Origin of the sequence: Aquabacter spiritensis, from assembly GCF_004346185.1 — a bacterium.
Lineage (GTDB): Bacteria > Pseudomonadota > Alphaproteobacteria > Rhizobiales > Xanthobacteraceae > Aquabacter > Aquabacter spiritensis.
This window is the reverse complement of sequence record NZ_SMAI01000010.1, coordinates 167,904-187,849: the sequence shown is the minus strand read 5'-3', so window position 1 is coordinate 187,849 and position 19,946 is coordinate 167,904. Positions and strand designations below refer to the sequence as shown.

Here is a 19,946-nt window from a genome sequence, read left to right as displayed (position 1 = left end):
CGCCTACAGGTCCTTCTCGAACCAGAAATCGGCGTAGGGATCGCGGTTGAAGGGGGCGGCGGGGCGGTAGTTTTCGGCACGGTAGAAGGCCTGGGCCTCCGGCAGGGCGCGATTGGTGTCGAGCCGGACGCGCGTGCAGCCGCCCGCGCGCGCCGTCGCCTCGAGAAGCCGGAGCAGGCGGCGGGCGATGCCGAGGCCGCGCGCCTGCGGTGCGGTCCACATCCGCTTGATCTCGCCGATCTCGGGCGCCGCGCGCTTCAGCGCCCCGCAGCCGACCGCCACGCCGTCGAGCCGCGCGACGGCGAAAGCCCCGCGCGGCGGCCGGATGTCCGCCTCCGGGAGCGGATTGGCCTGCGCCACGTCGAACCCGCCTTCGAAACGCGCGTCCAGGTCGCGATAATAGGCCAGGAGGCAGGCTTGCGCGTCCGGCCCGTCCGCCGGCTCCAGAGCGACCGTCACGCAGGCGGCACGGATCAGGCGTTCGACCTCCCCCATGGCCGCGAGCAGGCGCGCCCGCTGCCGCTCATCGAGCGGCGTCAGCATCGACCCGGCGAGACGGTCCGACAGCGCGTCATAGACGGCGCGCTCGGCCAGGCCCTCCGGCGTGAGAAGCGCGCGACGGCGGCGGGCATCGCCCGGCGGCGTTTCCAGCGTCACCAGGCCCTGCCGCTCCAGGGTGCGCAGCAGCCGGCTGAGATACGCGGAATCGAGGCCGAGCCGCGCCCGCAGCTCCCTCAGATCGGCGCCCGCGCCGCCGATCTCGAACAGCAGCCGCGCCGCGCCGAGCGGCCGGCCGCGCGCGAGATAGCTGTCCTCCAAGGCCCCGGCGCGCCGGGTCACCAGCCGGTTGAACCGGCGCACGTCCTGGATCTGAGAAGGAGGGATCGGGGGCGCGTCCATTTCCGGACCTTAGTCAGGCATTTCACCGCTCTCAAGGGGCCGCCCCCGCCGCTCCGCGTCCGACGCTGCCGCCGGTTCCCCTCCGGCACTTGCGGCATCGGCCGCCGGACCGGTAAGTCAGGAGAGGCGCCGTTTGCGCGGCTGGGCACAGGGGGAGCGGGCGTGGGACCTTCCGGGGAAACCGAAGACAGTCGCCTCGGCGATGCCGCCTATTATGCCGTGGCGATCGCCGCCGGCGGCGTGGTGGGCGCGATCGGCACGATCTTCCATCTCGCGGTGGACCGGATCGGCACATGGCCCTCGGTCCTGTCCGGCGGGTTCGGCGAACGCGGCCTTCTGCTCATGGTGGTCATGGCCCTCATCGCCGCCGCGATGGTGATGGTCTCGGTCCTGATCGTGCGCACCTATGCGCCGGAGGCGGCGGGGTCCGGCGTCCAGGAGATCGAAGGCGCGCTCGAAGGCCTGCGGCCGGTGCGCTGGAAGCGCATTTTGCCGGTGAAGTTCTTCGCCGGCCTGCTCGCTCTGGGCTCCGGCCTCGTCGCGGGACGCGAAGGCCCGACCATCCATATGGGCGCGTCGGTCTGCCAGGCCGCCTCGGAATGGCTCCGCCTGTCGACGCGCGACACGCGCGGCCTGCTGGCGGCCGGCGCCGCAGCCGGGCTGGCGGCGGCCTTCAATGCGCCGCTGGCGGCGATCCTGTTCGTGATCGAGGAGACGCGCCGCCAATTTCCCTATGGGCTGCGCACCTATACGGCGGTCATCCTGGCCTCGGTCACGAGCGCGATCGTCACCGAGGGCATTGCCGGGGTCGGACCCGACATGCAGATCGACGTGCCGGACATGCCGCTCCTGTTCCTGCCGGCCTTCGTCGGGCTCGGCGTCATTCTCGGCGGGGTCGGCGTGCTGTTCAACGCGGTGCTGATCCAAGCCCTGGACCTCGCCCGGACCATCGGCCTGCGCTGGTCCTTCTATATCGTGCCCGCCGCGGTCGGGCTCACGATCGGCGTGCTGCTGATCGTCCGCCCCGAGGCGACGATGGGCGGCGAGGCCTTGGCGGTGACGCTGGCGGGCGAGCGGCTGCCGCTTCTGGTGATCGCCGGCATCGTGGTGATCCGCTTCGTCATGACCATGGCGAGCTATTCGACCGGCGTTCCCGGCGGCATCTTCGCCCCGATCCTCGCGCTCGCGACCGCGATCGGCGTGCTCTACGGCACGTCGCTCGGCGCCGTCATGACGCTGCCGGAGGGAGCGCTCGCGGCGCTGGCCGTCGCCGCCATGGGCGGCCTGTTCTCCGCGACGGTCCGCGCGCCGCTGGTCGGCATGGTGCTGGTCGCCGAGCTGACCGGCGCCTATTCGGTCCTGGTGCCGGTCATCCTGACCTGCGTGTTTGCCAACGTGGTCGCCGAGGCGCTGGGCGGCAAGCCGATCTACGAGGTGCTGCTGGATCGCACGCTGCGCCTCGCCGGCCAGACCCCGCCACCGCCAGCGGCGCTGGCGGCGGACGGCTCCGAGCCGATCGGCGGCTGGGACCAGCGCGAGCGGAAAGGCTGATCGGTCAGAGCCAGCGCTTGGGCCAGGGGGTGTCCGAGACGCAGCGGTGCCACGCAAAGGCGAACGCCGCGAGCAGGACCGCCCCGATCGCCACCGGCGCCAGGATGAAGACGGGCGACAAATGCTCGAGAACGATGAGCAGCGGGTTGATCCCGGCCGGCGGGTGCATCGTGCCGGTGAGCCGCATGGCGACGAGCGCGAGACCGACCCCCAAGGCGGCCGCCGGCTGGGACGGGCCGACGAGCCAGAGGATTGCAAAGCCCACCAGGCACGAAACGAGATGTCCGCCGATCAAGGCCCGCGGCTGGGCGGGCTCGGCCTCGGGCATGCCGAGGACCAAGGCGATCGAGGTGACGAAGGGGATCAGCGAGAGCGGCGTCTCGCCGAAATCGGCGGCGAGTTCCAGCGCCCCCACTGCGAGCGCGGCCCCAAGGCCGCGCCACACCCAAAGAAACAGGTCCCGACGCGCCATCCCGACCGTCCTGCCGCGCGCGGCGGACAAGCCGGGCGCCTGGAAAATTCAGGCCCCATGAAAAATCAGCACCAGCGCCTTCGCAACTGCGAACAGGAGCTCAGGCCAGGACCGCACCGCTTTGCCGCAGCAGTTCGGGGAAGCCGGTGCCGGACAGCACGCCCCGCTCCACTTCGCGCGCGCCGGTGACGGGGTCGCGTGTGGCGAGGAGATCGTCGACATGGCCGGGATGCACCATGACGAGCCCGCCGTCCGGCAGACGCGCCAGCGCCCGCGCCAGGACCGGGGCGAACGCCTCGGGCCGGTCGAAACCATAGGCGCCGGCAAAGCCGCGATTGGCGCCGAGCCCGTGCCGCGCCGCCGCTTGGGCGAGCCCGGCGGAGAGCAGACCGATGACCCGCCCCTTGGCGTCCAGCCCGATGCCCACGCCCCGCGCCGGCGTGCAGTCGCGCACCCAGGCGCCGGGTGCGCGGCGGCGCGTGGCAGCGAGCACGAGCGGCCGGATGGCCGGCAGGACATGGGCATGCTGGTGCCCGTCGACATGGTGCGGGGGATGGCCGAAGGCGGCCTCGAAGGCGGCGAACTGCGCCTCGATCTCCGCGGCGACCGCCGGCCCGTCGATCCGGCCCGAGAAAGCCGCCGCCGCCAGTTGGCTGAGAGACGGCAGATGGGTCGCCCCCGGCAGCGGCGCCGCGGCGAGCGGCACGAACCCGCCGGTGAGGGTGAGGTGAAGACCGATGCTCGCCGATCCGCCCGCCGCCGCGGCGCGCAGCCGGCCCGCCTCCTCGGAGAGCCCTGCGAACAGCGTCATGACGGAGGTGGCGTTGAGCCGGCGCGCGGCGAGGAGATCGCGGATCGCGCGGGAGACGCCGGGTGCCAGTCCGTAATCGTCGGCGCAGATGCGCAGGCGCCGCGATGTCATGCCGGGCCACCGGCGGACGGTACGCCCGCCGCTTCGGCCGCCGCCGGGGCGGGACCCTGCGCGTGCCGCAGCGTGTGGTCGGCGACGAAATAGACCGGCCGGCCCTTTATCTCGGACAGGACGCGGGCGACATATTCGCCGAGCACCCCCATGACCAGAAGCTGCATGCCGCCGATCACCATCACGCCGACCATGAGCGAGGGATAGCCGGGCAGCGGGATGCCCCAGAACAGCCATTCCACGACGATCCAGAGGCCGACCACGAAGGCCGCGCCCGCCAGCGCGGCGCCGGCGAGGGCCGCAAGCCGCAGCGGCGCCGTCGAGAAGGAGGTCAGCCCCTCCATCGACAGGCCGAGCAAACGCAGGAAGCTCCAGCTGCTCGATCCGTAAAGCCGCGGCTTCGGCCGGTAGGGCACCGCGATCTGGCGGAACCCGATCCAGCTCGACAGACCCTTGAAGAAGCGATTGCGCTCCGGCAGCCGCCGCAGCGCCGCCGCGGCACGCGGCGACAGCAGGCGGAAATCGGCGGCATCCTCGGGAATGGCCGTGGCGGCGCCGAAATTCAGCAAACGGTAGAACAGCTTCACGAACAGCCGGCGCGACGCCGGCTCGTCCGCGCGGTCGGCCTTGACCGCATAGGCGACGTCGTGCCCCTCGTCGCGCCAGAGGCCGACAAAGGTCTCGATCATTTCGGGGGGGTGCTGGCCGTCGCCGTCCATGAACAGGAGCGCGTCGCCCCGGGCATGGTCGAGGCCCGCGGCGAGCGCGGCTTCCTTGCCGTAATTGCGCGACAGCGCGACGGTTTGAAGATCGATCCCCGCCACCGGCAGCGCGGCGGCGATATCGGCCGTGCCGTCGCGGCTGCCATCGTCGACATAGACGATCTCGATCCGCAGGCCGCGGCTGGCGGCCACCCGCGCGGCACAGGCGCACAGCCGCTCATGGAAAGCGGCGATTCCGTCCGCCTCGTTATAGAGCGGAACGACGATGGTCAGATCCGGCGTCATGCCCGCGCGGCCCCTGTCTGGAATACCTCTGCGAAGGTTCCGCGCCCCGGTCTTACCGGGCCGGAAAACGGGCCGCAATTTTTTTTCATTTTTCTCGGAACCCTTCCCTCGCGGCGCGGTTTCATCATCGGAACGATCGACTCCCCCCCTTGATCGTACCATGCGACGCGGCCGCCTCTCCCCCGGGCGGCCGCGTTTTCTTTGAGGCCGCCCCCTCGCGTTTGCGCGGCATCAAGTGTGTCGTCGGCGTGGGGGACTAGGATAGAATGGTGGCGAAATGACCACCGTGGGAGGGGCGCATGATCCGGGACATTCTTGTAAGCCTGACCCAGGGGACGGAGCGCGATCCGGCCGCCGCCTTTGCCGCCAGCCTCGCCGCGGCCTTCTCGGCCCACCTGACCGGGGTCGCCGTCACTTATGAGATCGACGTGCCACCCTTTTATATGGGCGCGGTCCCCACCGACTTCATCGAGACCCAATCGCAGGAGAACGAGGCCGCAGCCAAGCAGGCGGCCGCGCGGTTCGCTCAGCTCGCCGCCGGCGCCGGGATCGGCTACGATCTGCGCACGCTCAGCGCCTCGCTCGGGGTTGCGGCGAACACCTTCGCCCAGACCGCGCGCCTGTTCGACCTCACCGTCGTGGCCCAGCCCGATCCCGACCGCCCCGGCCCGGAGGAGGTGATCGCCGAGACCGTGCTGCTCGATTCGGGGCGCGCCGTCCTGCTCGTCCCCTATGTCCAGACCGCGCCCTTTACGGCGCGGCGTGCGGTGCTCGCCTGGGACGGCAGCCGCGCCGCCGCCCGCGCGCTCGCCGAGGGCCTGCCCCTGCTGCGCAATGCGGCGGTGGTGGAGGTGCTTCAGGTGATCCGAGGATCCGAAGAGGCGCCCGGCGGCGACGATGTCGCCCGCCATCTGTTGCGCCACGGAATCGATGCCCGGGTCCGCGCGCTCCATCTCGGCGGCAGCGAGACCAGCATCGCCCAGACGATCCTGAACGAAGTGTCGGACCAGGACGCGGATCTCGTCGTCATGGGCGGCTACGGCCATTCCCGGCTGCGCGAACTGGTGCTCGGCGGCGTCACCCGCGAAATCCTCGGCGCCATGACCGTGCCGGTGCTGATGGCGCACTGAGCGAGAGGACGCCGGCGCGGCCGGTTCGCGGCCGGCGCCGGCCGCGCTCCTAGTCTTCGCCCTTCTTCGAGCCGCCGAGCTTGGCGAACACGGTTTCGAGATCGAGCGATTCCCGCCGCGGCGGGGGGCTGTCCTCGTGCCGGGTCGTGACATCGGCGGGCAGCAGCGTCGCGCCGCGCTCCTCCTGCGGAGCGGTCGGCCGGTCCTTGGAGGCGCGCTGAACCTCCATGTCGAGGTCGATCTGGCTGCACAAGCCGAGCGTCACCGGGTCCATCGGCTGGAGCGCCGCCGAATTCCAGTGGGTCCGCTCCTTGATCGCCTGGATCGTCGCCTTGGTCGTCCCGACCAGGCGGATGATCTGCGCGTCCTTCAGCTCGCCGTGATTGCGCACCAGCCAGAGGATCGCGTTCGGCCGGTCGTGACGGCGCGAGACCGGAGTGTAACGCGGTCCCTTCCGGCTCTTCTTCTCCGGCAGGCGAACCTTCGATTCGAGCAGACGCAGGCGGCGGTTCTGATCCTTCTCGGCGAGGTCGATTTCGTCGCGCGAGAGCTGGCCGGTCGAGATCGGGTCGAGGCCCTTGATCCCCTGCGCCACTTCGCCGTCGGCGATGCCCTTCACCTCGAGCGGGTGAAGCTTGCAGAAGTCGCCGATCTGCTCGAACGTCAGCGCGGTGTTCTCGACCAGCCAGACGGCGGTCGCCTTGGGCATCAGAGGTGTGGTCGACATGGACAGCCTCTCGGCATGATGTTGGTTTCCGGCGCACGGCCGCTGGGCATGGGGGTCCGCTGGCCGCCCCGGAGGACGGACCGCGGATCGCAAAATGTCCGGGATGACCGCAGCATAGGCATCCCGGCCGTCCGATGCAAATGGGCATTGCCGCCATGCGGGGCAAGCTGCGCTCTTGACACGTCTCGGCGCCCGCCCCCATTCATGGCCGATGCGCGCCGACCCATCCTTCCCCCGTCCGCCCCTGCGCGTCCTGCTGTGCGCGCCGCGCGGCTTCTGTGCCGGCGTCGTGCGCGCGATCGATGCGGTCGAGCAGGCGCTGCGGCAATACGGGCCGCCGGTCTATGTGCGGCATGAGATCGTCCACAACAAATATGTCGTGGACGGCCTGCGCCGGAAGGGCGCGGTGTTCGTGGAAGAGCTGAGCGAGGTCCCACCGGGGACGGCGCCGGTGATCTTCTCGGCCCATGGCGTGCCGAAGGCGGTGCCCGACGAGGCCGCGCAGCGCAACATGTTCGCCATCGACGCGACCTGTCCGCTCGTCACCAAGGTGCATCGCGAGGCGCAGATCCACCACAAGCGCGGCCGCGAAATCCTGCTGATCGGCCATGCCCGCCACCCCGAAGTGGTCGGCACGATGGGCCAGCTTCCCACGGGCACCGTCACCCTGATCGAGACCGCCGACGATGCCCGCGCGGTCGCGGTGCGCGATCCGGCGAACCTTGCTTACATCACCCAGACCACACTCTCGATCGACGACACCGCCGAGATCGTCGCAATCCTGCGCACCCGCTTTCCGGACATGGCCGCTCCGCCCAAGGAGGATATCTGTTACGCCACCACCAACCGCCAGGAAGCGGTGAAGACGGTGGCGCCGCAGGTCGATGCGATGGTGGTGGTGGGCGCGCCGAACTCGTCGAACTCGCAGCGTCTGCGCGAGGCCGCCGAGCGCGCCGGCTGCACCCGGGCGGTGCTGGTGCAGCGCGCCGCCGATCTCGACTGGAGCCTTCTCTCCGGCCTCGCCTCTCTCGGCGTCACCGCCGGCGCCTCCGCGCCCGAGGTGCTGGTCGAGGAAATCCTCGATGCCTTCGCAGACCGCTATACGCTGGCGGTCGAGACCGTGACGGCGGCCGAGGAGAACGTGTTCTTTCCTCTGCCCCGCGCCCTTCGCTCCGACGCCGCGGAGTAGCCCGTGGCCGTCTATACCGATGTCGCCGCGTCGCAGCTCGACGCCTTCCTCGCCGATTATGCGATCGGCACGCTGGTCTCCTATCACGGCATTGCGGAGGGGGTGGAGAATTCCAACTTCCTGCTCCAGACCACGCTCGGCACCTTTATCCTCACCCTCTACGAGAAGCGGGTGGCGCGCGGCGACCTGCCCTTCTTCATCGGCCTGATGCAGCATTTGGCGGCGCGGGGCATCTCCTGCCCGCAGCCGGTCGCCACGCGCGGCGGGGCAATGCTGGGCGAGCTTGCCGGGCGGCCCGCCGCCATCGTGACCTTCCTGCCCGGCGTTTCGGTGCGCCGGCCGAGCGCCGATCATTGCGGCCAGCTCGGCGGCGCGCTGGCGCGGCTGCATCTCGCCGGTGCGGACTTCCCGATGCGCCGCGCCAACGGCCTCTCCGTCGCCGGCTGGCGGCCGCTGTTCGAGGCCGCCCGCGACCGCGCCGATACGGTGGCGCCCGGGCTGCATGCGGCGATCGCCACGGAACTCGACGACCTCGCGGCGCACTGGCCCGCCGGCCTGCCGACCGGCGTGATCCATGCCGATCTGTTCCCGGACAACGCCTTCTTCCTGGACGACACGCTGTCGGGGATCATCGATTTCTATTTCGCCTGCACCGATCTGCTCGCCTATGACGTCGCCGTCTGTCTGAATGCCTGGTGCTTCGAGCCGGACGGCGCCTTCAACGCCACCAAGGGCCGCGCGCTGATCGCCGGCTATGGCAAGGTGCGCCCGCTCCTGCCGGAGGAGGGCGCCGCTCTGCCGCGCCTCGCGCGCGGCGCGGCCCTGCGCTTCCTGCTCACCCGTTTGGTGGACTGGCTCGACGTGCCGGAGGGCGCCTTGGTCCGGCCCAAGGACCCTCTGGAATATCTGCGCAAGCTGCGCTTCCACCGGGCGGTGACGAGCGCCCGCGATTACGGGCTGGCGGCATGAGCACCCCTGTCGAGGTCTGGACCGACGGCGCCTGCTCGGGCAATCCGGGCCCGGGCGGCTGGGGCGCCATTCTGCGTGCCGGGTCCCACGAGAAGGAATTGCTCGGCGGCGAGCCGCACACCACCAACAACCGCATGGAACTGATGGCGGCGATCAGCGCGCTCGAGGCGCTGACTAAGTCCTGCGTGGTCGACCTCCACACCGACAGCGAATATCTGCGCAACGGCATCCTGAAATGGATGGCCGGCTGGAAGCGCAACGGGTGGAGCACCGCGGACAAGAAGCCGGTCAAGAACCAGGATTTGTGGGAACGCCTCGACGCGGCCCTGAAGCGCCACGAGGTGCGCTGGCACTGGGTGAAGGGCCATGCCGGCAATGAATTGAACGAGCGCGCCGACGAATTGGCGCGCCAGGGCATGGCCCCCTTCAAGACGCGCCGCTCCGGTCTTCCCGTGCGCGGGGAGGTCTGATCGGCGGGGACGGGACGCGCGCGCCAGCGGCCGGAGCCCGGCGATACGGCCGCACGGAGGGGGTCATAATCGGAGGCGCGGACGGGCGCATCCGATCCAGCTTTTGCGATCGAGGAAGAGCCAGCACCATGCCTGAGCTTCAGAGACCGATCGAGATCCGGGTCGAGCGGATGTCGCAGCTCGTGAACATGCTCGATCCCTTTCCCTTCAGCGACCGCGACCTCGATCCGAAAGCGGAGGATTACATCGTCGGATGGGCGCGCGAACTGCCGCGCGCCGCGCCGATCACGGTGATCGTCCATGTTCCGTCGGGCGAAGCGCAGTCCGATTTGGCGCGCACGTTCCCCCTCACCTTTCGGCACTTCTTCGCCAACAAGGTCGCGCAGTCCAGCGCCGACCTGAAGGAACTGATCCGCATCGGCCGCGTCTCGCTCCTGGTCGGCTTCGGCGTGCTCGCGCTCTGCGTGTTCACGACCCAGATCGTCTCGGGCCGCCTCGGGCCGGGGCCGCTCGGCCGCTTTGTCGAGGAGAGCCTGATCATCCTCGGATGGGTCGCCAATTGGCGACCCATCGAGATCTTTCTCTATGACTGGTGGCCGATCGTGCGGCAGCGGCGCCTCTATCGACGGCTCGCTGCGGCCGAGATCGCCATCCGGCCGGCGCGGGACGCGAGCTGAGGCGGGGCGGCGACCAGCGGCCACCGCCCACATCCCGAGGGCGCAGGAAACCTCCCGCGCTCACCTGTCGCTCATTTGCCGCTCATTTGCCGCGCTTGAAGCTGCTCCAGGTGCGGGTGACGACGCGCTGAACGTCCTGCGGATAGGTGGTGACGGTGAACAGGAGCGCGAAGGTCTCCTTGTTCGGGTAGATCGCCGGGTTGTCGAGGATCTCCTTGTCGATGAATTTCTGCGAGGCGAGGTTGCCGTTCGCATAGGAGATATAATTGGTGTTCTTCGCGGCCACTTCCGGCCGGTTCATGTAATTGATGAAGGCCAGCGCCTCGTCGACGTTCTTGGCATCCTTCGGGATGGCGAAATTGTCGAACCACATCAGCGTGCCTTCCTTCGGGATCACATAAGCGATCTCGACCGGCTTCTTCTTGCTCTTCTTCGCCGCCTCCTCGGCCCGCGACTTGGCCTGGAACACGTCGCCCGACCAGGCCACCGCGATGCAGATGTCGCCGCGCGCCAGCGCGTTGATGATGCCGCCCGAATCGAACTTGCGGATGAACGGCCGCACCTTCATGAGCATTTCGCCGGCCTTGGCGATGTCCTCGGGCTTCTTGGAATCGGGGTCGAGCCCGAGATAGCGCAGCGCCGCCGGGATCACCTCCTCCGGGGCGTCGAGGACGTAGACGCCGCAATCCTTGAGCTTGGAGAGGTTTTCAGCCTTGAACACGATGTCCCAGGTGTTCATCGGCACGTCGCCGAGCCGCTTCTTCACCTGCTCGACATTGTAGCCGATGCCGGTCGTGCCCCACATGTAATTGACGGCGTAATCGTTGCCGGGATCGTAGACCGCGAGGCGGCTCGTGATCTCGGGCCAGGCATATTGCAGGTTCGGGATCTTCGACTTGTCCAGCTTCTGGAAGACGCCGGCCTTGATCTGGCGCTGGAGGAAGGAGCCGGTGGGCACCACCACGTCGTAGCCGGTGCGCCCCGCCAGCAGCTTGGTCTCCAGCACCTCGTTGCTGTCGAACACGTCGTAGCGGACCTTGATGCCGGTCTCCTTGGTGAAGTCCTCCAGCACGGATTCGTCGACATAATCCGACCAATTGTAGACGTTCACCACCTTCTGCTGGGCAGCCGCCGGAAGCGCGCCAAGGGCGAGCAATCCGGCCGCGGCCGCAAGGGCAAGGCGACGCATGTGTTTCTCCTCTCGAAGGTCCCGCAAGCCGTTCCTCGGCTTTGCCTCCGGAAGGCTATTGCGGGAACTGCCCCGGCTCAACTCCCTTTGCGCGCCGCAGCGGAGGGCCCGCGATCGGCGGCTAGGTGACCGCGTTGCCGAGAAGCACGAAGAACAGCAGGACCAGGGCCGCCAAAGCGAGGAAGATGCCGAACAGGACGAACGAAATGCGCCGGGCGATGGCGGAAATGTTCATGAAGCCCATCGCGCCCGCGAGCATCGAGATGATGAGAAAGATGATGGCGTATTTCAGCATGGTCCAAGCTCCGCTTTCGCTTGCTGGAACCGCGGGGGCCGCGCTCGGGTTCCCACCCCCGACGCCTGCGGATCTGGCGGCCTCCTCCGCTCCCGGCTACGGACTGTTGAGCCAGCCGCCGAATTCCAGCTTGAGTTTGCGGAAATCCCAGAAGGCGGCGGCGAGGATCAGGCAGGGCACGAGGGCGAACACGAGGGCCGTGGCCGGCGACCAGTCGAGCGCGCCGCGCAGGAAGTCGAAGACGAGATAGGTCGTGATCAGCGTGATCCCGGTGGCGAGAAGGAAATATGTCTTGCGTGTCAGCCGCGTAATGCCGAAGGCGATAAGCCCCGCGACGATCAGGGCGACCACGGTCGCCCAGATCCACCCCAGCTCGAACTGCACCGCGACGAAGCGGCCCGCCGAGATGCAGAACATGATCAGTGCCAGCAGCAGCAGGATGCCCGCCCGCAGCCGAAGAATCGACGGCCGCCCCGGGCGACCGGGCGGCGGTTCCGGCATGCGCCCGTTCGGCGATCCCACATCATATGACCGCCCGCCGGGCGACTTGCCAGCGGATGAAAATTCGGATGCCATTCCGGACGCTCCCTCAGGCTGCCCCGGCGCCGCGCCGGATGCCACCCTGCGGGCCGGAGTTTAGGAATGAGCAAGACCCTTGTCATCCTGAATGCCAAAGCCGGCACGATCGCCGATCTCGGCGCCGAGCGCGTGCGCGCGGAAGTCGACGCCGCCCTCACCCAACCGGGACGGGACGTCGACGTGCTGCTCTGCGAGGGCGCGAAGATGGCCGAGGCCATCCGCGGCGCCGCCGCACAGAAGTACGACACGGTGATCGTCGGCGCCGGCGACGGCACGGTCAGCTATGCCGCCTCGGTCCTGTGCGGCACCGACATCACGCTCGGCGTGCTGCCGCTCGGCACCATGAACCTGCTCGCCTACGATATCGGCCTGCCGCGGGACCTGCCCGGGGCGCTGGTCGCGCTGCAGGGCGCGGAGCCGATGCGCATCGACCTCGCGACGCTCAACGACCGGGCGTTCCACGGCGTCTCCGGCATCGGCTTCTTCAGCCAGATGGCGCTGGCGCGCGAACAGGGCCGCAAGACCAGCGGGCGCGTCTTCGGCTGGTTCGTGGCGCTCGGCAAGGCGGTGATGCGCTCGGGCCGGCTGCGGCTCGACATCGAAGTGGACGGCAAGCGGGTCTCGCTCGATGCCTACGCCGCCCTCGTGACCAACAATTGCTTCGACGGCGCCGACTGGCACCGCTCGCGGCTCGATGCCGGCGTGCTCGAAGTGCACGTCGCCGAGGAGCGGGGCGCGTTCGCCCGGGTCAAAGCGGGTGCGGACCTTCTGGTCCAATCCTGGCGCGGCAATCCCGGCATCCATTCCTTCACCGCGGAGCGCATCACCATCAATGCGGTCCACCGCGACCGCGCCTGGGTGGCGACCGACGGCGAAGTGACGCGGGAGACCATGCCGTTGCGCTACGAGATCCGCCGCGACGCGCTCACTTTGCTGATGCCGCCCGGCGCGGTGCAGTGGCAGGGCAAGCACGTGCCCGAAAGCGCGGCCTGACCGCCCCTGTTCCGGTCGGCCGGGGCGGCCGACGGGCCGGGACTATCCGAGCCACCAGGCGCCGAGAACGAGGATTGCCTCGCCCACGACGACCCCGGCGAGGACGGAGCGGCGGATCGCGGTGAAAGCTGCGATGCCGCCGACGATGCAGAGCAGCCGGAGCCAGAGCGGCACCTCGACCAGGGCGCCGGTCGGGACAAAGATCAGCCGGGCGACCACCGCGGCGAGCAAAGCGGTGGCGACCGCCTTGACCCAGAGGAAGGCCTCGCTCCCCTCGTCCATGCGCCGCCCGGCGATCACCGCCAGCATCCGCCAGATCTCGCTCGGCAGGAAGCCGACCAGGATGACGATCAGGATCGCCGTCCATTCGCTGGAAAAGTCGATCATGGCCGCCTCCGCAGCCGGCGGCCGACGAGATAGGCCACCGTGCCGCCGCCGATGCCGCACAGCATCAGGTCCATGCCGCCGCTCAACCCGGCGACCAAAGGCGCGGTCAGGAAACCGAGCGCCAGCGCAATCCAGTCGGTCGCCTCGCGGGCGCCGCGGATCATCAGCAGGCTGAACGAGATCGGCGTGAGGAACAGCAGCCCCACGGCCAACCAGACCGGCAGTTCGGCGGCCATGAAGAAGCCCGCGGCGGTGCCGGAGAGGCTGATCGTGGTGAGGCCGCAGCCGAGCCCGAGCTGGAACGGGATCCGCCCCTCAAGCGGCATGCGCGGCAGCAGCCGGTGGCCCTCGGCCCACACCGTCATGGCGACGAAATGGGCGCACAGCAATTCGCGCGCGAGGCTGCGGCGCGTGCCCCGCAAATAGGGCGCGAGCGAGAGCACCATCGGCATCAGCCGCAGCGAGGACAAGGTCACGGCGAGCGCGATGGGCACCAGGCCGGTGCCGGTCGCCAGACCGCCGATCAGGATGATCTGCGCCGGCAGCGCCCAGATCAGCAGCGTCGACAACAGGCCGGCGACGAAGGGAAAATCGATGCCGGTCAGCAGCCCGCCGAAGCCGATATAGCCCGCGAACAGGACCAGGCCCGGCACCGAGAGCGCGGCGCGGGCGCCGGTGAGGAACCAGCGGGACGACGAAGACGGGGCGGGGGATGAAGCAGGCGGAGGCACGAACCAGTTCCGGGGCGGCGCCGGCGCGCCGCTGCCGGGGCAACCTAGCACCGACCGCCGCCCGCGCACCTGCCGCAGGCGCAGAGCTGCGGCGCCGGCCATGAGCGCAGCGCGCGCCGGAGATGCGCCGATCGCGGACCCGCCGTGAACCGGATTGCATTCGCGGCGGCGAGGCGGTCTTTCTCTCTCCGGTGGAGACGGAGTCCCGATCGGACCGGCTCCGCCGCCTTCTCCTTTTCGGACCGCGCCGTGCACATCGTTCCCCTCGCCGTCACAGACCCTTCAGCCGCCTTCGTGCCGTTCGCGCGCGATCCGGTTTCCGCGCTGCTTCAGAGCTGCGCGCCGGACGGGGCGCGCGGCCGCTATTCCTATCTCGCGGTCGCGCCGTTCCGGGTGATCGTCGCCGATTCGGACGGGGTGCGGGTGGACGGGCGGCCGGTCGACGGCGATCCGTTCGCGGTGCTGAAGCGCGAGATCGCCGCCTTGCCGGCGCCGGACGGCCCGTGTCCGGTGCCGTTTTCGACCGGCGCGGTCGGGATGTTCGGCTATGAACTGGGCGGCCATGTCGAGCGGCTGCCGGCGCCGCGGCCCGACGCGGCTCGCGTGCCGCATTTGCTGGTCGGGCTCTACGACACGGTGATCGCCTTCGATCACGCACAGGGCACCGCCTGCCTGCTGTCGAGCGGCGCCCCGCTGCACGATCCGGCGGCGCGGGCGGCGCGGGCGGCGGACCGGGCGGCGCAGATTCTCGCCCGGCTCGCGGCGGCGCCCGCCACCGCGCCGGCGGCCGATTTTTCCGTGCGCGGCCGCTGGCAGCCCGAACAGAGCCGCACGGCGGTCGAGGCCGCGATCGCCCGGACCATCGGCTATATCCAAGCCGGCGACATCTTCCAGGCCAATCTCACCCAGCGGCTGCGCGCGCCGCGTCCCGCCGGCCTGGACGATTTCGGCCTGTTCCTCCGGCTGCGGGCGCTGAGCCCGGCGCCGTTCGCCGCCTTGCTCGCCCTCGGACCCGACGCGGCTGTGATCGGCGCCTCGCCCGAGCGCTTTCTGCGACTGGCGGCGGACGGGACCGTCGAGACCCGCCCGATCAAGGGCACAAGGCCGCGCGGCGCGGATCCGGCGGGCGACGCGGCGCTCGCGGCCGATCTGCTGGCGAGCGTCAAGGACCGCGCCGAAAATCTCATGATCGTCGATTTGATGCGCAACGATCTCGGCCGGGTCTCGGCGCTCGGCAGCGTCGCCGTGCCGGTGCTGAACGGGCTTGAGACCTTCGCCTCGGTCCACCATCTCGTCTCGGTGGTGACGAGCCGGCTCGCGCCGGGGCTGGGGGCGGTCGACCTCCTGCGGGCCTGCTTTCCCGGCGGCTCGGTGACCGGCGCGCCGAAGATCCGCGCCATGGAGATCATCCACGAATTGGAGCCGGTGCCGCGCGGCCCCTATTGCGGCGCCGTGGGCTGGATCGGGCTCGACGGCGCGATGGACACGTCGATCGTGATCCGCACCCTGGTGCGGGCGGGCGAGACCTTGTTCGCGCAGGCCGGCGGCGGGATCGTCGCGGATTCCGACCCGGCGGCGGAATATGAGGAAGCCATGGTCAAGCTCGCACCGCTGCTGCGGGCGCTGGAGGGAGGAGCGGCATGAAGGTCTGGCTGAACGGGGAGATCCTGGATGCGGACACGGCGCGGATCGCCCCCGACGATCGTGGCCTGACGCTCGGCGACGGGCTGTTCGAGACGCTCCAGGCCCGGGCCGGCACGCCGCTGCGGCTCGCCGCGCACCGCGACCGGCTGGCGCGCGGCGCCGCGCTTCTCGATCTGCCGCTGCCGGAGCTGGATCTGCACGCCGCGCTCTGCGCGACCCTGGCGGCCAACGGCCTGTCGGACGGCGCGCTGCGCCTCACCGTGACGCGCGGGTCCGGGGCGCGCGGCGTGCTGCCGCCGGCCGCACCGACACCGACCGTGCTGATCACGGCCGGCCCCCTGCCCCCGCGCGACCCGGTTCGCCTCGTCCTCGCCACGGTGACACGGCGCAATGAAATGTCGCCGCTGTCGAAGATCAAGAGCCTGAATTATCTCGATAATATTCTCGCGCGCCAGGAAGCGGAACGGCGCGGGGCGCACGACGCCCTGCTGCTCAACACCCAGGGCCAGATCGCCGAGAGCAGCATGGCCACCCTGTTTGTGGTGCGCGACGGCGCCCTCCTGACCCCACCGGTTTCGGATGGCGCCCTGCCCGGCATCCTGCGCGCCGAGCTTCTGCAGGCCGGAGCGATCGAGCGGAGCCTGCGTCCCGAAGACGTCGCGGCGGCGGACGAAATCTTCCTCACCACCAGCCTCGGCCTGCGCGCGGTCGTCGCGTTCGAGGAGGGTGCGCACGCACCGGGGCCGGTGGCGGCGGCGCTGTCCGCGGCGCTCGCGGCGCGAACGGGCGCCTAGCCGGGACCCTGCTCCGCCGGCCGGCGCTTCGGATCCGGCCCGGTTCCAGCACCTCCAGCCCCGCCGGTTTCCCGGCGGGGGGGAGGGATGCGGGAGCGGTCGGCACGCCGGCAAGGCATGCCTTGGGAACACAAGTGACGTCGGAGCCTGCGCTCCGTCCGCTCCCGCGCGGGGATTTATGGCGTGTCGGCTGCGCCGCGTGGGTGATCGGTTCTCCCATCGGGACCGGACGAACCACTCCCGGATCGGTGCGCAGTCCCCTTCGGCCTCCTTTCTAACTGAACGGGGTGCGTTGTCCCCGTCCCGTCGGACACCCGCTGCCCCGCACCACCCGTCAGGCCGCTCCGGACGCGCCCCTCCTTGGTGCGAGGTGAAGCCACCATAGCAGGATCGGGAGAAGAAAGGAATATAGTCTTTAAGATTTTTTTCTTATTCTCCGACCGATGGAAGCGAGCCGGCGCTTCGGCCTATATAAGCGCGCAAACCCCTGGCGAAGACCGACCGATGATTCCCTGGATCCAGCTCGATACCGCCGACGTGCCCGATGGCGGGGGCCGGTTGCGCCTGATGCGGCGCGGTGCGGAATTCTCGATCATGGCGGGGTCCACCGAGCTGATGAACAGCCGCCTCAGCGGGTCGGAGGCGGCGCTCGCCACGATGGTCTGCGACCGGCTCCGGGATCGCCCCGCCCCGCATTTGCTGATCGGCGGGCTGGGCATGGGTTTCACCCTGCGCGCGGCGCTGGCCGGTCTCGGGCCGGAGGCCCGCATCGTCGTCGCGGAACTGGTCCCTGCAGTGGTGGCGTGGGCGCGCGGGCCGCTGGCCGAGATCTTCGCCGGATGCCTCACCGATCCCCGCGTCGACCTCTGCACGGCGGACGTCGGCAGCCTGATCCGCGACGGCCGCGCGGCGTTCGATGCGATCCTTCTGGACGTCGACAACGGGCCGGACGGGCTGACGCGCGCAGCGAATGGCGGGCTCTACGATATGACCGGCCTCGCCGCGGCCAAAGCGGCGCTGCGGCCGGGCGGCATCCTGGCGGTCTGGTCGTCCGGACCGGACCCGCGCTTCACCCAGCGGCTGCGCAAGGCCGGGTTCGCGGCTGAGGAGGCGCGGGTGCGGGCCAATGGCGCCCGCGGCGGCGCGCGCCACCTGATCTGGATCGCCACCCATCCGGGCGTCCGCCCGTCCGCCCCGGCCCTGCGGCGGCCGGCCTGACGCGGGAGCGCGCATCCTGGAGACGTCCCTCTATCTCCCCGTCAAAGGGTTTCTGGAAGGCCTCGGCTTCGCCGTCAAAGGCGAGATCGGCGGCTGCGACCTGGTCGGCCTCGCCGGAGACGGCACGCCGATCGTGGTGATCGGCGAGCTGAAGCTCAGCTTCAATCTCGAACTCGTGCTCCAGGCCGTCGACCGCGCCGGGGCCTGCGACGAGGTCTGGCTCGCGGCACGCACGTCGCTGCGCGGAAACGGACGGGAGCGCGACGCGCGCTTCCGCAATCTGTGCCGGCGCCTCGGCTTCGGACTGCTCGCCGTCTCGCCGGCGGGCGAGGTGACGATCCTCCTGAGCCCCGCCGCGCCGATGCCGCGCAAGGATCCGCGGCGCCGGTCGCGGCTCGTCGAGGAACATCGGCGGCGGCAGGGCGACCCTGCGGTGGGCGGCGGCTCGCGCGTGCCCATCATGACCGCCTACCGCCAGCAGGCGCTCGCCTGCGCGCACGCCATGGCGCCGGCGCCCCAGCGGCCGCGCGATCTTCGTCCCATCGCACCGAAAGCCGGGACGATCCTGCGCGACAATGTCTATGGCTGGTTCACCCGGATCGACCGGGGGCTCTACGGCCTCACGCAAGCGGGGCGGGACGCTCTGATCCGCTGGCGGGCGCCCGGCTCCGATGCAGGCGCCGCGCCGGCGGACGGCGCCCCTCTCCCGGGTGAGGACCTCGCCCCCTCCGACGACGGCTGACCCCGCGGCGCCCGCTACGGCGTGTCGGCCATGGCCTTGCGCAGCACCTGGTTGATCCGCTCCTGCCAGCCCGGCCCGGCTTCCTGAAAATGCTCGAGAACGTCGCGATCGATTCGGATCGAAACGGTTTCCTTCGCATTGGGGATAGCGGCGGCCCGCGGCGCTTTGGGCGCCTCGGGCACCGGCTTGGTGGTGGCGGAGCGGAAGGCTGCTTCCGCCGTGTCGCGCGCGGAGCCACCGGACCGCCGAATGGGTGGCTGGGACATGGCTTTCTCCTTCGCCGTGCGAGGATGGGATCAGGCGACTTTAGAGCACGTGCCGCTGCTGTTGTTCAACAAGAGCGGAACAGAGGCCGGCGGACCCGGCGCCGGTCATCCCGTGTGGTGGTCGCGCAAAGCGCCGCGGACGACGGCGGGGGTGAGCTGGGGCGCCACCGCCTTGATGAAATCGAGCATGAAGCCGCGCAGATAGGTGTTGGCGCGCAGGCTGATGAAGATCGTGCTCGGCTCGAACAGGTGGCTCGCATCGCGCGCGCCGAGTTCGGCGTCGCGGGCGGGATTATAGGTGATGTTGGTCAGCACCCCGATGCCGAGACCGAGCTCGATATAGGTCTTGCAGACATCGGCATCGATCGCCGAAAGTAGGATCTTGGGTTCCAGCCCCGCTTTGGTGAAGGCGTTCATCACCCGCCAGCGCCCGCTATAGCGTTGGTCGTAGGAGATGATGGGATAGCGGGCGATCGCCTCCAGGGTCAGATGTTCAGCGCCGAGGATGGGGTGGTCCTTGCGCGCCACCACCGAGCGCGGCAGCGAAAAGCAGGGCAGCTTCACCAGATTGGGCAAAGCATTGATCGTGTCGGTGCCGATCGCGAGGTCCGCCTCGCCGGAATCGACCATGGTGCAGATGTCCTCCGGATTGCCCTGCCGCAGTTCGAGCTGCACGTCCGGATGGCTGGTAACGAACTCCTCGATCACGCGCGGCAGAACGTAGCGCGCCTGGGTGTGGGTGGTGCCGATGGTCAGCGTGCCCTGCGCGCCGGAGGAGACGTCGTCCTTCAGCGCCCGCAGCGCCGCCATGTCGGTGACCACGCGCTTGGCGATCTCCAGCACCTGACGGCCCGGCTCGGTCGGACCGATGATGCGGTTGCGGGTGCGCAGGAAGATCTCGAAGCCGAGTTCCGCCTCCAGGAGCTGGACCTGGCGACTCACCCCCGGCTGGGACGTGTGCAGGGCCTCGGCCGCCGCGGACAAGTGATTGTTCTGACGGACGATTTCCAGGACGTACCGGAGCTGCTGCAGTTTCATCGGACCCCTGCATGTTTTTCTCGCATGCTAGGATAACGTCTTATTCTGTGCGTGCA

General features: G+C 69.9%; 23 protein-coding genes. 11 read left to right on the top strand and 12 right to left on the bottom strand.

Annotation, left to right across the window (positions count from 1 at the left end; all coding sequences use genetic code 11):
* Positions 1-3: 3 nt before the first annotated feature.
* Positions 4-900 (bottom strand): bifunctional helix-turn-helix transcriptional regulator/GNAT family N-acetyltransferase, encoded by an 897-nt coding sequence (locus EDC64_RS16045; protein ID WP_132033163.1) that lies wholly within the window; start codon positions 898-900, stop codon positions 4-6.
* A gap of 162 nt (positions 901-1,062) precedes the next feature.
* On the opposite strand from EDC64_RS16045, the gene clcA reads away from it, so the two are divergent.
* Positions 1,063-2,451 carry a H(+)/Cl(-) exchange transporter ClcA gene (clcA, locus tag EDC64_RS16040; protein ID WP_245504734.1) on the top strand — a complete coding sequence of 463 codons (1,389 nt, stop codon included), beginning with the start codon at positions 1,063-1,065 and terminating at the stop codon, positions 2,449-2,451.
* A 4-nt stretch (positions 2,452-2,455) separates the two neighbouring features.
* Here the strand turns inward: clcA and EDC64_RS16035 are convergent, their stop codons facing one another.
* The 3 genes from EDC64_RS16035 to EDC64_RS16025 form a co-directional block, all read right to left on the bottom strand.
* On the bottom strand, positions 2,456-2,923 hold the full coding sequence (locus tag EDC64_RS16035) for an HPP family protein (protein WP_132033161.1): 468 nt from the start codon (positions 2,921-2,923) through the stop codon (positions 2,456-2,458).
* Positions 2,924-3,023: 100 nt separating this feature from the next.
* Positions 3,024-3,845 carry a ChbG/HpnK family deacetylase gene (locus EDC64_RS16030; protein WP_132033159.1) on the bottom strand — a complete coding sequence of 274 codons (822 nt, stop codon included), beginning with the start codon at positions 3,843-3,845 and terminating at the stop codon, positions 3,024-3,026.
* Positions 3,842-4,852, bottom strand: coding sequence for a glycosyltransferase family 2 protein (locus EDC64_RS16025; RefSeq protein ID WP_132033158.1), 1,011 nt, complete (start codon positions 4,850-4,852; stop codon positions 3,842-3,844). Before EDC64_RS16025 ends, EDC64_RS16030 begins: the two co-directional genes overlap by 4 nt.
* Positions 4,853-5,151: 299 nt before the next feature.
* Here EDC64_RS16025 and EDC64_RS16020 point away from each other — a divergent pair, with 299 nt between their 5' ends.
* A complete protein-coding gene (locus EDC64_RS16020) occupies positions 5,152-5,982 on the top strand; it encodes a universal stress protein (RefSeq protein ID WP_132033156.1) in 831 nt (276 codons plus the stop codon).
* 49 nt (positions 5,983-6,031) lie between these two features.
* Here EDC64_RS16020 and EDC64_RS16015 read toward each other — a convergent pair whose 3' ends face one another.
* A complete protein-coding gene (locus EDC64_RS16015; protein WP_132033154.1) occupies positions 6,032-6,709 on the bottom strand; it encodes a DUF1013 domain-containing protein in 678 nt (225 codons plus the stop codon).
* Positions 6,710-6,920: 211 nt separating this feature from the next.
* On the opposite strand from EDC64_RS16015, the gene ispH reads away from it, so the two are divergent.
* The 4 genes from ispH (at position 6,921) to EDC64_RS15995 (ending at position 10,014) form a co-directional block, all read left to right on the top strand.
* Positions 6,921-7,898 carry a 4-hydroxy-3-methylbut-2-enyl diphosphate reductase gene (ispH, locus tag EDC64_RS16010; RefSeq protein WP_132033216.1) on the top strand — a complete coding sequence of 326 codons (978 nt, stop codon included), beginning with the start codon at positions 6,921-6,923 and terminating at the stop codon, positions 7,896-7,898.
* 3 nt (positions 7,899-7,901) lie between these two features.
* The gene (locus EDC64_RS16005) at positions 7,902-8,867 is read left to right on the top strand and encodes a homoserine kinase (protein WP_132033152.1); all 966 of its coding nucleotides are present in this window, start codon (positions 7,902-7,904) and stop codon (positions 8,865-8,867) included.
* Positions 8,864-9,337 carry a ribonuclease HI gene (gene rnhA / locus EDC64_RS16000; RefSeq protein ID WP_132033150.1) on the top strand — a complete coding sequence of 158 codons (474 nt, stop codon included), beginning with the start codon at positions 8,864-8,866 and terminating at the stop codon, positions 9,335-9,337. The genes EDC64_RS16005 and rnhA overlap by 4 nt, the downstream gene beginning before the upstream one ends.
* Positions 9,338-9,465: 128 nt before the next feature.
* Positions 9,466-10,014 carry a hypothetical protein gene (locus tag EDC64_RS15995; protein WP_132033148.1) on the top strand — a complete coding sequence of 183 codons (549 nt, stop codon included), beginning with the start codon at positions 9,466-9,468 and terminating at the stop codon, positions 10,012-10,014.
* Between the two features lie 82 nt (positions 10,015-10,096).
* On the opposite strand, the gene EDC64_RS15990 is transcribed toward EDC64_RS15995, so the two are convergent.
* The 3 genes from EDC64_RS15990 to EDC64_RS15980 form a co-directional block, all read right to left on the bottom strand.
* Positions 10,097-11,203 carry a polyamine ABC transporter substrate-binding protein gene (locus EDC64_RS15990; RefSeq protein WP_132033146.1) on the bottom strand — a complete coding sequence of 369 codons (1,107 nt, stop codon included), beginning with the start codon at positions 11,201-11,203 and terminating at the stop codon, positions 10,097-10,099.
* 121 nt (positions 11,204-11,324) lie between these two features.
* Positions 11,325-11,498: a DUF1328 family protein gene (locus tag EDC64_RS15985; RefSeq protein ID WP_132033144.1), complete on the bottom strand. Its 174-nt coding sequence runs from the start codon at positions 11,496-11,498 to the stop codon at positions 11,325-11,327.
* 96 nt (positions 11,499-11,594) lie between these two features.
* On the bottom strand, positions 11,595-11,999 hold the full coding sequence (locus EDC64_RS15980) for a hypothetical protein (protein WP_132033142.1): 405 nt from the start codon (positions 11,997-11,999) through the stop codon (positions 11,595-11,597).
* Between the two features lie 141 nt (positions 12,000-12,140).
* On the opposite strand from EDC64_RS15980, the gene EDC64_RS15975 reads away from it, so the two are divergent.
* Positions 12,141-13,070, top strand: a complete 930-nt coding sequence (locus EDC64_RS15975; protein ID WP_132033140.1) for a diacylglycerol/lipid kinase family protein — start codon at positions 12,141-12,143, stop codon at positions 13,068-13,070.
* Between the two features lie 42 nt (positions 13,071-13,112).
* Here the strand turns inward: EDC64_RS15975 and EDC64_RS15970 are convergent, their stop codons facing one another.
* Positions 13,113-13,457, bottom strand: coding sequence for an AzlD domain-containing protein (locus EDC64_RS15970; RefSeq protein ID WP_132033138.1), 345 nt, complete (start codon positions 13,455-13,457; stop codon positions 13,113-13,115).
* Complete coding sequence (locus EDC64_RS15965) at positions 13,454-14,188, bottom strand: AzlC family ABC transporter permease (protein ID WP_245504733.1); 735 nt, start codon at positions 14,186-14,188, stop codon at positions 13,454-13,456. The genes EDC64_RS15970 and EDC64_RS15965 overlap by 4 nt, the downstream gene beginning before the upstream one ends.
* Positions 14,189-14,437: 249 nt before the next feature.
* On the opposite strand from EDC64_RS15965, the gene pabB reads away from it, so the two are divergent.
* The 4 genes from pabB (at position 14,438) to EDC64_RS15945 (ending at position 18,586) form a co-directional block, all read left to right on the top strand.
* A complete protein-coding gene (gene pabB, locus EDC64_RS15960) occupies positions 14,438-15,832 on the top strand; it encodes an aminodeoxychorismate synthase component I (RefSeq protein ID WP_132033134.1) in 1,395 nt (464 codons plus the stop codon).
* A complete protein-coding gene (locus tag EDC64_RS15955) occupies positions 15,829-16,626 on the top strand; it encodes an aminotransferase class IV (protein ID WP_132033132.1) in 798 nt (265 codons plus the stop codon). The genes pabB and EDC64_RS15955 overlap by 4 nt, the downstream gene beginning before the upstream one ends.
* A 504-nt stretch (positions 16,627-17,130) precedes the next feature.
* Positions 17,131-17,844, top strand: coding sequence for a spermidine synthase (locus EDC64_RS15950; protein WP_132033130.1), 714 nt, complete (start codon positions 17,131-17,133; stop codon positions 17,842-17,844).
* 16 nt (positions 17,845-17,860) lie between these two features.
* Entirely contained in the window at positions 17,861-18,586 is a 726-nt protein-coding gene (locus tag EDC64_RS15945) for a DUF2161 domain-containing phosphodiesterase (protein ID WP_132033128.1), read from the top strand.
* Between the two features lie 14 nt (positions 18,587-18,600).
* On the opposite strand, the gene EDC64_RS15940 is transcribed toward EDC64_RS15945, so the two are convergent.
* Both EDC64_RS15940 and EDC64_RS15935 read right to left on the bottom strand, forming a co-directional pair.
* Complete coding sequence (locus EDC64_RS15940; protein WP_132033126.1) at positions 18,601-18,852, bottom strand: BrnA antitoxin family protein; 252 nt, start codon at positions 18,850-18,852, stop codon at positions 18,601-18,603.
* A gap of 105 nt (positions 18,853-18,957) precedes the next feature.
* Positions 18,958-19,890, bottom strand: a complete 933-nt coding sequence (locus EDC64_RS15935) for a LysR substrate-binding domain-containing protein (RefSeq protein WP_132033124.1) — start codon at positions 19,888-19,890, stop codon at positions 18,958-18,960.
* Positions 19,891-19,946: the final 56 nt, after the last annotated feature.